The organism is Nonomuraea deserti, assembly GCF_004348685.1.
In the GTDB taxonomy this organism is placed as follows: Bacteria; Actinomycetota; Actinomycetes; order Streptosporangiales; family Streptosporangiaceae; genus Nonomuraea; species Nonomuraea deserti.
In genome coordinates this window covers 1-11540 of the sequence record NZ_SMKO01000265.1, presented here as the reverse complement: position 1 = coordinate 11540, position 11540 = coordinate 1, and the positions used below count along the sequence as shown (strand labels likewise).

Sequence of the window (11540 nt, the reverse complement as noted above, 5' to 3'; positions counted from 1 at the left end):
CACCACCTGGACCCACGCCCCCGCACCCGCCGCCCTGGCACACCACAAGTTCGCCGCCGCACTCGCAAGTCCCGCCGCCCTGGCACACCACAAGTCCGCCGCCGCACTCGCAAGCCCCGCCGCCCTGGCACACCACAGGCTCGCCACCGCGCTCCCCAGCCCCGCCGTCCGGGCGCGCGGTATCCGTGCCGTCGTGTGAAGGGTCCGTGCCGCCGCCGGGGGAAACGCCGGTCCGGGGTGGGATGTCACCGGACGCGGGAGGCGGCGCTGGGCATCCGGACGCCCGTACGGCAGGCAGGAACGGCGGCACACCCGGCTCCGGCACCGAGACCGCCGGCACCTACCTGCCCGGTACCCGCAGGCAGCACCCGGGTGCCGGGCAGGTGGGGGCGGACGGTGGCGCGAGCGGAGTGGGCGGCGGGCGGCCGGTCGTCGCCTACGCCGTCGCGGCGCTGGGCATGGGCGCGTTCGTGGCGCTGTACAACGCCGCCGGCTTCCGGCTGTCCGCGCCGCCGATCTCGCTCGGCCCCGCCGCCGCGTCCCTGGTCTTTCTCGCGTACGCCATGGGCACCGCCTCGTCGGCCGCCGCCGGACGGATGGCCGCCCGCCTCGGACGTACGCCCGCCCTCGTCACGGCGCTGATGGTCACGGTGGCCGGCACCGTCATGACCGCCCATCCGGCGCTGCCGCTCATCGCGCTCGGCTTCGCCGTGCTGACCGCCGGGTTCTTCGCCGCGCACGCCATCGCGAACGCCTGGGTCACCGCCGCCACCGCGCCGCGCGCCCGCGGCCGGGCCGCCGGGATGTACGCCCTGGCCTACTACCTGGGCAGCGGCGTGGGCGGCACCGCGGGCGGCGTCGTGTACGGGCACGCGGGCTGGACCTGGCTGGTGGTCCTGACGTCGGCCTGGCTGCTGGTGGCGGGCCTGGCCGTCCTCGTGTCACGCGCGGGGAGGGAACGACGGCTCAGACCGTGAGGGCGCCACAGGTCAGGCGGTGAGGGCGCGCTCCAGCGCGTCGGCGAGCCACAGGTGGGTCGAGCCGAGCGTGCTCTTCTCCCCGCTGACCTCGCTCACGAGCCGCCAGTAACGGCGGAAGCGCGGGTCGCGGTCGGGCGCCACGTTCGCCAGCAGCTCGCGCCGGAATCCAGGGGTGTCGCCGACACCCCGCACCGTGGCGTGCGCCGCCACGAACCGGTCCAGCTCGGGCCCTGGACGCGGTGCCTCTCCCGCGATCACGAGCGGCTCGACCAGCGCGCACGCCTCGCCCACGCCGTACATGAGCTCGTCCTCGTCGTGGATCACCCGCACGTTCTCCAGCGCCCGGGCGCGCAGGAGGCGCGTCAGCGACCGGTCGGCGGCCAGGGTGACCAGCTCGGCGTACGCGACGACCTGGGGCGGGGTCGGATCGACGGGCGGGACGGGAACGGCCATGGCCACGAACGCCGCGAACATCTCGTCGGAGATGGGCGCCACCATCTGCCGCCGCCAGAAGGCGACCAGCTCGTCGCGGGCGGCGGCGCCGTGCTCGACCGCGGCCAGCAGGTCCAGCCGTTTCGCCCGCTCGGCCGGGCCCGCCTCCTCGACGGCGCGCAGGGCGGCCCGCCGCCAGGCCAGCCCGGCGAGCTGGACGTCGAGCGCCGCGCGCTCCTCCGCCGCCGCCTCGGCCACGGAGCGCTCGCCGGCGAGCACGCGCGCGATCGCGGCCAGCCCCAGGCCGAGCCCGCGCAGCCGCCTGACCATGCCGAGCCGCTCCACCGCGGTGCTGTCGAACCTGCGGTGGCCGCCGGCGCTGCGCACCGACGCGATGATGCCCTCGTCGCAGTAGAAGCGGATGGTCCGCACCGGTACGCCGGTCAGCGCCGCCAGGTCGCCGATCCCGAACGTGTCGTTACTCACATCCACTTGAACCTCCACCGGACTGGAGTTTCTACGCTACCGGTGTCCCCGTTGAGAGGAATTTCGCCATGACGACACTGGACACCGCCCGGCTCGCGGAGGGGTTGCGGGAGCAGACGGCGGGGTTCGCCCGCGCGGTCTGCGGCGGCGACCCGGACACCCGGGTGCCGACGTGCCCGGAGTGGCGGCTGCGCGACCTGGCCGGGCACATCGGGCACGCTCACCGGTGGACGGCCGAGCTGGTGCGCGAGGCCGCGGCCGCGCCCATCGCCGCCCCTGCCGCCGACGACCCCGGTCCTCAGGACACGTGGGAGCGGTGGCTGGCGGACGGCGCGCGAGAGGTGATCGACGCGGTCCAGGAGGCGCCGGCCGGTGCCCGGGTCTGGTCGTCGATGGGCCCGACGCCGCCGGTGTTCTGGTTGCGCAGGATGCTGGGCGACACCGTCATCCACCACTACGACGCGGCGGCCACGACCGGCGCCTCGTTCGACGTCGCCGAAGACCTGGCGGCCGACGTGATCTCCGAGGGGATGGGGCTGCTCGCGGAGCCGTCCGCGGTGGAGTTCAAGCCCGAGCTGGCCGAGCTGCGCGGCCGGGGCGAGACGATCGTGATCCGGCCGGACTCGGGGCAGGGCTGGGTGATCACGAGGACGCCGGACGGAATCCGTTGCGATCGCGGGGGCGGCGACGGCGACGTCGTGGTGTCGGGCTCGGTGACGGAGCTCATGCTGGTGTTCACCCGGCGCGTGCCGCCGGGGAACGTCACGGGGGACCGCGCGCTGCTCGACCACTGGCTGGCGCACACCGCGTTCTAGCCCCAGGCGATCCGCTCCTCCAGCAGCGCCTGTTGCGCGGGGTTGGCGGTCAGCGCGAGGGCGCGCTCGTCGGCCCGCCGCGCCTCCGCCCTCCGGCCGAGGTCGCGCAGCAGCTCGGCGCGGGTGGCGTGGTAGAGCGGGTAGCGGCCGAGCACCTCGCCGAGGTCCTTGAGCTCGGCGAACGCCGCCTCAGGGCCGTCCACGTACCGCAGGGCGATGGCCCGGTTGAGCCGGGCCACGGGCGACGGGGCGAGGCACAGCAGCATGTCGTAGAGCACGACGATCTGCCGCCAGTCGGTGCCCGCCCATGACGTGGCCTCGGCGTGGCAGGCCGCGATGGCCGCCTGCAGCTGGTACGCCCCGGGACGCCGGTGCGTGCGGGCCGTCCGGGTCAGGAGCCGGATCGCGTCCTCGATGGCGGCGTGGTCCCACAGGGAGCGGTCCTGGTCGGCCAGCAGCACGAGCCGGCCGTCCGCGCCGAACCTGGCCGCGCCGCGGGCCCGGTGCAGCCGGATGAGGGCCAGCAGCCCGGCCGCCTCGGGCTCGTCCGGCATCAGCCCGGCCAGCAGCGAGGCCAGCCACTCGGCGTCGTCGACCAGGTCACGCGCCTGGGCCCGCTCCAGTGTGCTGGACAGGTAGCCCTCGTTGAACAGCAGGTAGATGACGGTGAGCACCTGGCGCAGCCGCTCCGGCCGCTCCCCTGCCGCGGGCACGCGGTACGGGATGCCCGCCTCCGCGATCTTCCTCTTGGCGCGGGTGATGCGCTGGGCCACCGTGGTCTCCCGGGTCAGGAACGCGGCGGCGATCTGCGCGGTCGTCAGCCCGCACACCACCCGCAGCGTGAGCGCGATCTGCGCCTGCCGAGGCAGCGCGGGGTGGCAGCAGGTGAAGATCAGCCGGAGCCGGCCGTCGGGTTCGCCCGGCTCCGGCACGCACAGCAGGGCGAGCTTGTCGCGGTGGTTGCTCTCGCGGCGCAGCAGGTCGAGGCCGCGCCGTCGGGCCACGGTGTACAACCACGCCTCGGGCCGCTCCGGCACGCCGTCCTCCGGCCAGCGCACCAGGGCCTTCTCCACCGCGTCCTGTACCAGGTCCTCGGCGGCGGAGAAGTCGCCCAGCAGCGTCACCAGCGAGGCGGCCAGCCGGCCGGCGTGCTCGCGCACCACGCGGGCCAGTTCGGCGTGGGAGACGTCCGTCATGGCCGCGCCCGGCGGATCGTGCCGCCGTCGCCGGCGAACCGCCGCGCGACCCGCGCCCGCGCGCCGCCGGTCACGGCGGCCCGCCCCTTCTCGTGATCCCCGCTGTCCATCGCCCCGTCTCCTTCGGTCGTCGTTGGACAGACGATCGGGAGCCTGCCGTATACGACATCAGGTCAGAGTTCGACGTGGGTGTCGGGATCGCCGCCGAGCCGTCCACCGCCGTCGAGTTCGGCCATCCTGGCCATCTCCGCGTCCGACAGGCTGAAGTCGAACACCTCCAGGTTCTGCCGCATACGTTCGGGGTGGGCCGACTTGGGGATCGGCACGGCGCCGAGCTGCAGGTGCCAGCGGAGCACGACCTGCGCGGGGGTGCGCGCGTGGGTGGTGGCGAGGTCGGCGACGACGGGCTCGTCGAGCAGCTTGGAGCCGCGGCCGAGGGGGCTCCACGACTCGGTGACGATGTCGTGCTCGGCGTGCCAGGCGCGCAGCTCGTGCTGCGCCAGGCCGGGGTGGAGCTCGACCTGGTTGACGGCCGGCAGGACGCCGGTCTCCTCGACCAGCCGCTCGATCTGCGCGGGGGTGAAGTTGGAGACGCCGATCGAGCGGGCCAGGCCCTGCTCGCGCAGGTCGACGAAGGCGCGCCAGGTGTCGACGTAGAGGTCGCGATCCGGCAGCGGCCAGTGGATCAGGTACAGGTCGACGTAGTCGAGGCCGAGCCTGGCCCGGCTCTCCTCGAAGCCGCGCAGGGCCGCGTCGTGGCCGTGGTGGGATCCGCGCAGCTTCGTGGTGATGAACAGGTCGTCGCGGGCCACGCTCGCCTCGGCCACGGCGGCTCCCACACCGGTCTCGTTGCCGTAGCTGGCGGCGGTGTCGATCAGCCGGTAGCCGAGCGATATGGCGTGTTTCACGGCCTGGTGCGCTCCCTCGTCGTTCATGGGCCACGTGCCCAGACCGAGGCGCGGCATCGGGCGGCCGTCGCAAAGCATGATGGTCATGGCCACATCCTTGCCCGATGCCCACCCGAAACAACCACTTCTGTCGCATTCGTACTCTCGCCGCTCGCAGAGGGGCGGGCCGTACGCGCCGGGCCCCGATCAGCCCTCGAGGTAGCGCAGGATGGCCAGCACGCGGCGGCTGTAGCCGGGGTCACGGGGCAGGTCGAGCTTGTCCATGATGGCGTTGACGTGCTTCTCCACGGTGCTGAGCGAGACGTGCAGGCGCTCGGCGATGGCGGCGTTGACCAAGCCCTGCGCCAGGTGCCGCAGCACCTCGCCCTCACGCGGGCTCAGCCTGCTCAGCGGGTCGGCGTGGGTGGTGCGGGCGAGCAGCTGGCGCACCACCTCCGGATCGAACGCCGTGCCGCCCGCACGCACCCGCTCCAGCGAGTCGAGGAACTCGCCCACCTCGGAGACCCGGTCCTTCAGCAGGTAGCCGAGCCCTTCGGCGGGCCCGGCCAGCAGTCTCGTCGCGTAGTGCTGCTCGACGTACTGCGAAAGGACGAGGACGGCGACGCCGGGCAGGCGGCCGCGGATCTCCAGCGCCGCCCGCAGCCCTTCGTCCGTGTGCGTCGGCGGCATCCGCACGTCGACCACGGCCACGTCGGGCCGGTGGCGCTCGACGGCGTCGAGCAGCGCGGGCGCGTCGCCGACGGCGGCGACCACCTCGTGGCCCGCGTCGTCGAGCAGCCGGGTCAGCCCTTCGCGCAGCAGCACGGAGTCGTCGGCCAGGATCACCCGCACGGCGGAGCCTTCGGCAGCGACGCGACGATCCTGGTGGGGCCGCCGGGCGGGCTGTCGACGGTGAACGTGCCGTCGAGGGCCATGACCCGCCTGGCCAGCCCGGACAGGCCGCCGCCCGAGGGGTCGGCGCCGCCCCCGCCGTCGTCTGAGATCGCCACGCTCACCACCTGATCGTCCTCGTCCAGCACCACCAGGATGTCACGGGCGCCGGCGTGCTTGATCGCGTTGGTGATCGCCTCGCGGGCCACGAAGTAGAGCGCGGTCTCCACCTCGGAGACGGGCCGCCCGGCCAGCCCGTGGTGCACGGTCACCGGCACGCTCGACCGTTCGGCGACGCCCGCCAGCGCGGCGTGCAGCCCCAGCTCGTCGAGGGCGGTCGGGTAGATCCGCCAGGCGACGCTGCGCAGCTCGTCCAGCAACCGGCGCGACTCGATGTAGGCCTGGCCGACCAGCTCGGCGGTCCTGTCGTGGTCGCGGGTGTGCCGGGCGCGGCCGAGCAGCATGGCCAGGGCCACACCCCGCTGCTGCACGCCGTCGTGCAGGTCACGCTCGATCCTGCGCCGCTCGTCGTCGACGGCCCTGACGATGCCCGAGCGGGTGGCGGTCAGCTCGGCGATCCGCGCGCGCATCAGCTCCTCGCCTCCCGGGCCGAGGAAGCGGGCGGCCAGCCGCCGTTCGAGCGCCGCGACCCCCACCACGAGCAGGGCGGTCACCGCCAGCAGCACGATCCCGCCGGTCAGCCCGAGCGTCCAGCCGCTGGTGACGAGCCGCACGCCGGGCAGGTCGAGCGGCACCGTCTCAGACCCGCCCGCGATCAGCTCCCACAACCCGCCGGCGAGCAGCAGCCCGCCGACGAACAGGGTCACCGCGCAGACGTAGCCGCTCACGACGCCCAGCGCGGCGCGGGCGGCGAGGAACGCGTAGCCGCCGTCCGGCCGGGCCGTCTCGTGGCCGAACCACCGGGCCAGCCTGGCCCGCTCGGCGGCCACCAGCCGGTCACGCCCCCGCGCCGCGAGCGGCCGGGCGGCCGGGATCAGCGCCGCGGGCCACGCCACGATGAGGAACGACAGCTCGGCGAGGCCGAGGACCATCCCCAGGAGGACCCCGGCCAGCGAACGAACGACCACGGTCCCCGGCACGGGCGCGAGTCTAGGCGTCACGGCGGCGCAGCACGGCGAATCCGGTCGCCAGCGCCGCCGCCGTCCAGGCGAGCAGCCAGGCCAGCCCCTCCCCCGCGGAGTACGGGATCGGCCCGCCGGTCAGGTTGTCCGTGCTGCCCATGAAGGCCAGCCCGGCGAACGTCGGAAGGCGCATGGAGGCGTCCAGGGCCACCGGAGCGCCGGTCATCAGCAGGAGCAGCGGCAGGCCCATGAGCAGCATGAACACCGCGGTCAGCGTCCCGGCCGCGCTGCGCATCGCGGCCCCCACTCCCACGGTCATCACCGACACGAGCGCCAGGAACACCCCCGCTCCGAGCAGGTCGGGCACGACCTCGCCGATCGGCATCACGACCAGGCCCCCGAACACGTCCGCCGACAAGACCACGTAGACGGACGCCGCCGCCACGGCCCCGGACACCACCCCGGCCGCGAACATCACCGGCCCCACGACCAGCGCCTTGGCCGCCAGCACCACGCCGCGGGCGGGGGTGGCCTGCAGCGTGACCCGGATGCTTCCCGAGGCGTACTCCGACGTGATCACCAGCATCGCCGCCGCCACCATCGCGAACTGGACGAACGACGTCGCCGACACCACCGGCTCGCCGGCCGTCAGCCGCACGCCCGCGCCGCCGTCGCGCAGCGCCTCGGTGGCCGTCGCGCCCCCCAGCGTGATCGCGCTCAGCACCATGAGCACCAGCGCGCCGGCCAGGCACCACCACGTGGACCGCACCGACCACAGCTTGCCCCACTCGGCCCCGACCGCCTGCCACAGCGTGCTCATGCCCCGGCCCTCCCCGCGCCGTACTCGACGCTGTGCGACGTCAACTCCTGGTAGGCCTGCTCCAGCGACGCCTCGCGGGTGCGCAGCTCGTGCAGGCGGATGCCGGCCTCGTACGCCACGTCGCCGACCCGCTCGACGGCGGCGCCGGTGGCCTCGAGCTCGTTCTCGCCGAGCCGGTCCACCGCGATACCGGCCGCGCGCAGGCGTACGGCCAGGTCTCCCGCGTGCGGCGTGCGCACGAGCACGGCCGTGAGGGAGCTGCCCGCGATGACGTCGGCCAGCGGCGCGTCCATGATGAGCCGTCCCTTGCCGATCACCACGAGGTGGTCGGCGGTGAGCTGCATCTCGCTCATCAGGTGGCTGGAGACGAAGACCGTGCGCCCCTCGTCGGCCAGCGACCGCATGAGCCCGCGCACCCACCGCACGCCGTCCGGGTCGAGCCCGTTGACGGGCTCGTCGAACATCAGCACCTCGGGATCCCCGAGCAGCGCCGCCGCGATGCCGAGCCGCTGGCTCATGCCCAGCGACAGCGCTCCCGCGCGCCTGCGCGCCGCGCCCGCCATGCCGACCGCCTCCAGCACCTCCGCCACCCGCCGCCGCGCGATGCCGTTGCTGCGCGCCAGCGCCGCCAGGTGCGCATGACCGCTGCGCCCCGGGTGCAGGGCGCGCGCGTCGAGCAGCGCCCCGACCGTGCGCAGCGGGTTCCTGATCTTGCGGTACGGGACGCCGCCGATCAGAGCCGTGCCGGAGGTGGGCCGGTCGAGGCCGAGGACCAGCCGCATGGTGGTCGATTTGCCGGCGCCGTTGGGGCCCAGGAAGCCGGTCACCGCGCCCGGTTTCAGGTCCAGCGACAGGTCGTCGACCGCGAACCGGTCGCCGTACCGTTTGCTCAGGTTCTTGAGACTGATCACGCCACCCCACGCTAGGCAGGCACCGCTCCGGCCACCATGGGGGCGTTCCGCCGACCTCGATGGCGGAAAGCCGTAAACCATTCATGACCGTGCAGGCCGGCTGAAAGCCTCGGGCCCTACCCTTCCCCTTTGGTCGTGCCTGGACGTCTGTGAGGTCGTGTGTTCGGAATCATCCGCCCCTGCGGTGACCATGGGTGCCCGACGTTGCGTGCCGCGTGGCGGGCGCATCTGTGCGGGTTGTGCCTGACGTTGCGGGACGAGCACGGGCAAGGGGCACGGCTGACCACCAACTACGACACGTTGCTCCTTTCGGTGCTCACCGAGGCCCAGCTCCCGGGGGACGCGCCGCGCCGCACGGCAGGGCCGTGCGCGTTGCGGGGATTCCGCACGGCCGAGGTGGTGGACGCGCGGGCCCGCGGCGCGCGGCTGGCGGCCGCGGTCTCGCTCGTGCTCGCCGCCGGCAGGCTGCGGGACCACGTCGCCGACGGGGACGCCGCCTTCGGCACCGCCGCGGCCCGCCGGAGGCTGGCCGCCCGCTGGGAGACGGGCGGGGCACGGCTGGGCGCCGGGGTCGGCTTCGACACCGCCGGGCTGGCGGCGACCGTGGACCGCCAGCTCGGCCTGGAACGCCTGGCCACCTCGCCGGACGCCGCCGAGCCTGGCCACCGCGACCCCGGTCCCGCGCCCGGCTTGAGCGTGCTCGATCTCACCGCGCCCGCGGAGGACGCCGTCGGGGCGGCGTTCGCGCACACGGCGGTGCTCGCCGGGCGGCCGGGCAACGTCCCCGCCCTCGCGGAGGCGGGCCGCTTCTTCGGCCGGATCGCGCACCTGCTGGACGCGGCCGAGGACCAGCGCGACGACGACGCGCGCGGGGCGTTCAACCCGCTGACGGCCACCGCCACCACAGCGGCCGAGGCGCGCCGGTTGTGCGACGACGCCGCGCACGGGCTCGCCCTGGCGCTCAGGGACGTCGATCTGGCCGAGCGGCACCTGGTGGACGTCCTGCTCGGCACCGAAGTACGCCGGGCGGTGGCCCGCACGTTCCATGCCGCCGCCTCGTACGAGCGGCCCGGTTGGATCCGCAGGTCGGCGGCCGGCGTCGCGACGTTCCTGACCTGCGGGATGTGGCGGCCCCGGTGGAGCAGGCGGCGCGGCCGCCCGTGCGACGAGCGCTGTCACCTGCGCGAGTGCGGCGACTGCTGCGACTGCTGCGACTGCGGAAGCTGCTGCGACTGCTCCTGAGCGCGGCGCTCTGGTTCGGTGACGGTCCTGGCGACCTCGGACCCTGAGCGCGGGTCATGGGTCGGTGACGGTCCTCGCGATGTCGAACGACTGGCCCGTCACGTCCTCCTCGGCCAGCCGGTACGCCTCCACGATGGCCTCGCTCAGCGCCCGCGAGCCCAGCCGCATGGCGCGAGGGTCGATGTGCAGCGCGGCCAGCGACCCGGCGGGCGTGACCTCGACGGCGACCTGCCCGCCCGCGCTCTCGCCGCGTCCCCTGGCCTCCTGCAGCCGGCGGCTGACCTCCTCGAACCCGGCCGTCTGGGCGGCCATCTCGGCGAGGACGCGGTCGAGCTCGGGGTCGCCCGTGGGCGGTGGTATGATCATCTCGCTCCTCGGTCAGCGTTTGAAGATGAACGCCCTCGGCGCGTGCGCCAGCGCCGAGCGCAGGGCCCCGGCCGCACTCAGCTCCCCGCTGATGACGAGCGGGTAGATGGTGGACGCCGAGACGGTACGACGGAAGAACCGGCCGGCCGAGCCGGTGCCCAGCAGCGTCTCCGTGACCTTCGTGGCGGGGAAGAACCTGCGCACGTCGCTCAGGGCCTTGATGCCGCCGTTGTAGGCGAGTTCGGCGGCGAAGTGTTTGCCCGCGTACTCGAAGAGGTTGCCCATGGGCTGGCCGGTGGCGGCCGAGCTGGCGGCGTGCACGCCGGTCTTGAGCACGGCCCACGTGACGGAGTCGGCCAGCGCGTCGAGCCCTTCGCGCACCAGGTAGGTGCCGACGCGGCGCTTGCCCATCCGCTGTTCCAGGATCATCTTGACGATCTTCTGGAACAGGGTGCGCTCCAGCTTGGCCCTGGTGACCAGCATGTTGAACGCCCGTTGCGCCACGAGCCTGGCCGCCGGGTAGATGAAGCCGAACATCATGGTGAAGGCGAGGGCGGCCAGCTGGGTGCCGATGATCCAGAGCTGTTCCCGGTGCCTGTCGACCGCGTCGGCGTACTCGTCGCAGCCGTCGGCCAGCTCGCGTAGCTCCTCCTGCAGCGCGGCGTAGCGGGGGGCGAGCTCGTACGGCCACACGTCCGCGAACCGGTCCACGGCCCTGCTGTCGTTCTGCCGGCGGGCCGCGGCGACGGCGCTCTCGGTGCGGGCCGCGACCTTGCCGATCGAGCCCGCCAGGTCTCGCAGGGCCTCGGCGCGCGCCCTCAGGTTGGACGTGTCGGCCTCGGGCACGTGCACCTCGGCGAACCTGGCGAGCGCCTGGAAGGGGTCGAACATCAGGCGCCTTCCCTGGGTGGGGGCGCCTGCGGGATCGGCGGCGGCGCGAGGCCGGGGATCTCCGGAAGCGACCTGATGATCTGCTGCTCCAGGTGGTCCCACAGCTCGTCGAAGTCGCGCAGGCCGCTCGCCGAGATGAAGCTCTTCTCCGCGATGCGTCGCATGGCGTCGGTCAGGGAGTCGTAGCCGTCGGCGTACCACTCGGCGAACGCGTGGCCCTGGTCGTCGCCGCCGACCAGGCCCGACGTGCCGGCTAAGGCCGTGGCCACGCGCTGTAAGGTCACGACCTCGTCGCCGGTCTTGTCGAAGAGCCAGGCGAGCTCGCGGATCGACCGCCAGTCGATCGCGATCTGATCGGCGCGGTCCCGGGCAGGAACGTTCCCGGTCGAGGGCTGCGGGTGGGGCGCCGGGGCCTGTCCGGCGGGCACGCCGTCCCCGTCGGGCATCCCGCTCCCGGACGGGGACGGCGTGCCGCCAGGGACCTCCGAAGGCTGGGGCGTCGAACCGTCCGAGGGCGTCGGGGAGCCCGAAGGGGTGGGAG

General features: G+C 74.2%; 13 protein-coding genes and 1 pseudogene. 4 read left to right on the top strand and 10 right to left on the bottom strand.

The window, feature by feature from the left end:
• Both E1292_RS54625 and E1292_RS46515 read left to right on the top strand, forming a co-directional pair.
• Positions 1-199, top strand: a 199-nt coding sequence (locus E1292_RS54625; RefSeq protein WP_246090864.1) for a hypothetical protein, incomplete at its 5' end; no start/stop codon positions are given.
• Positions 200-242: 43 nt separating this feature from the next.
• The gene (locus E1292_RS46515; protein WP_246090862.1) at positions 243-977 is read left to right on the top strand and encodes an MFS transporter; all 735 of its coding nucleotides are present in this window, start codon (positions 243-245) and stop codon (positions 975-977) included.
• A gap of 12 nt (positions 978-989) precedes the next feature.
• Here E1292_RS46515 and E1292_RS46510 read toward each other — a convergent pair whose 3' ends face one another.
• On the bottom strand, positions 990-1904 hold the full coding sequence (locus E1292_RS46510; RefSeq protein WP_220447406.1) for a MerR family transcriptional regulator: 915 nt from the start codon (positions 1902-1904) through the stop codon (positions 990-992).
• 62 nt (positions 1905-1966) lie between these two features.
• Here E1292_RS46510 and E1292_RS46505 point away from each other — a divergent pair, with 62 nt between their 5' ends.
• Entirely contained in the window at positions 1967-2713 is a 747-nt protein-coding gene (locus tag E1292_RS46505; protein WP_220447405.1) for a maleylpyruvate isomerase family mycothiol-dependent enzyme, read from the top strand.
• Here the strand turns inward: E1292_RS46505 and E1292_RS46500 are convergent.
• The 6 genes from E1292_RS46500 to E1292_RS46475 all read right to left on the bottom strand — a co-directional run bounded on the left by E1292_RS46500 (position 2710) and on the right by E1292_RS46475 (position 8500).
• Positions 2710-3909, bottom strand: coding sequence for an RNA polymerase sigma factor (locus tag E1292_RS46500; protein ID WP_132606201.1), 1200 nt, complete (start codon positions 3907-3909; stop codon positions 2710-2712). The two genes, E1292_RS46505 and E1292_RS46500, sit on opposite strands and share 4 nt — an antisense overlap.
• Positions 3910-4082: 173 nt before the next feature.
• Positions 4083-4904, bottom strand: a complete 822-nt coding sequence (locus E1292_RS46495) for an aldo/keto reductase (protein WP_132606200.1) — start codon at positions 4902-4904, stop codon at positions 4083-4085.
• Between the two features lie 99 nt (positions 4905-5003).
• A complete protein-coding gene (locus E1292_RS46490) occupies positions 5004-5648 on the bottom strand; it encodes a response regulator (RefSeq protein ID WP_132606199.1) in 645 nt (214 codons plus the stop codon).
• The gene (locus E1292_RS46485; RefSeq protein ID WP_246090860.1) at positions 5639-6787 is read right to left on the bottom strand and encodes a sensor histidine kinase; all 1149 of its coding nucleotides are present in this window, start codon (positions 6785-6787) and stop codon (positions 5639-5641) included. Before E1292_RS46485 ends, E1292_RS46490 begins: the two co-directional genes overlap by 10 nt.
• Before the next feature lie 10 nt (positions 6788-6797).
• A complete protein-coding gene (locus tag E1292_RS46480; RefSeq protein ID WP_132606198.1) occupies positions 6798-7589 on the bottom strand; it encodes an ABC transporter in 792 nt (263 codons plus the stop codon).
• Positions 7586-8500 (bottom strand): ATP-binding cassette domain-containing protein, encoded by a 915-nt coding sequence (locus tag E1292_RS46475; protein WP_132606197.1) that lies wholly within the window; start codon positions 8498-8500, stop codon positions 7586-7588. The genes E1292_RS46480 and E1292_RS46475 overlap by 4 nt, the downstream gene beginning before the upstream one ends.
• A gap of 204 nt (positions 8501-8704) precedes the next feature.
• On the opposite strand from E1292_RS46475, the gene E1292_RS46470 reads away from it, so the two are divergent.
• Entirely contained in the window at positions 8705-9742 is a 1038-nt protein-coding gene (locus E1292_RS46470; RefSeq protein ID WP_246090858.1) for a DUF5685 family protein, read from the top strand.
• A gap of 54 nt (positions 9743-9796) precedes the next feature.
• On the opposite strand, the gene E1292_RS46465 is transcribed toward E1292_RS46470, so the two are convergent.
• From E1292_RS46465 to E1292_RS46455, 3 genes and pseudogenes are all read right to left on the bottom strand, one after another.
• Positions 9797-10108: a YbaB/EbfC family nucleoid-associated protein gene (locus E1292_RS46465; protein ID WP_132606195.1), complete on the bottom strand. Its 312-nt coding sequence runs from the start codon at positions 10106-10108 to the stop codon at positions 9797-9799.
• Positions 10109-10120: 12 nt separating this feature from the next.
• Positions 10121-10999, bottom strand: a complete 879-nt coding sequence (locus E1292_RS46460) for a WXG100-like domain-containing protein (protein WP_132606194.1) — start codon at positions 10997-10999, stop codon at positions 10121-10123.
• Positions 10999-11540, bottom strand: a pseudogene (locus tag E1292_RS46455) (hypothetical protein); the annotation flags it as partial. The gene E1292_RS46460 and the pseudogene E1292_RS46455, both read right to left, overlap by 1 nt.

Bases quoted from the DNA above. Each gene is read 5' to 3' on its own strand.
- E1292_RS46515 (WP_246090862.1), top strand. From the start codon at position 243: ATGTCACCGGACGCGGGAGGCGGCGCTGGGCATCCGGACGCCCGTACG.
- E1292_RS46505 (WP_220447405.1), top strand. From the start codon at position 1,967: ATGACGACACTGGACACCGCCCGGCTCGCGGAGGGGTTGCGGGAGCAG.
- E1292_RS46500 (WP_132606201.1), bottom strand. From the start codon at position 3,909: ATGACGGACGTCTCCCACGCCGAACTGGCCCGCGTGGTGCGCGAGCAC.
- E1292_RS46495 (WP_132606200.1), bottom strand. From the start codon at position 4,904: ATGACCATCATGCTTTGCGACGGCCGCCCGATGCCGCGCCTCGGTCTG.
- E1292_RS46480 (WP_132606198.1), bottom strand. From the start codon at position 7,589: ATGAGCACGCTGTGGCAGGCGGTCGGGGCCGAGTGGGGCAAGCTGTGG.
- E1292_RS46465 (WP_132606195.1), bottom strand. From the start codon at position 10,108: ATGATCATACCACCGCCCACGGGCGACCCCGAGCTCGACCGCGTCCTC.
- E1292_RS46460 (WP_132606194.1), bottom strand. From the start codon at position 10,999: ATGTTCGACCCCTTCCAGGCGCTCGCCAGGTTCGCCGAGGTGCACGTG.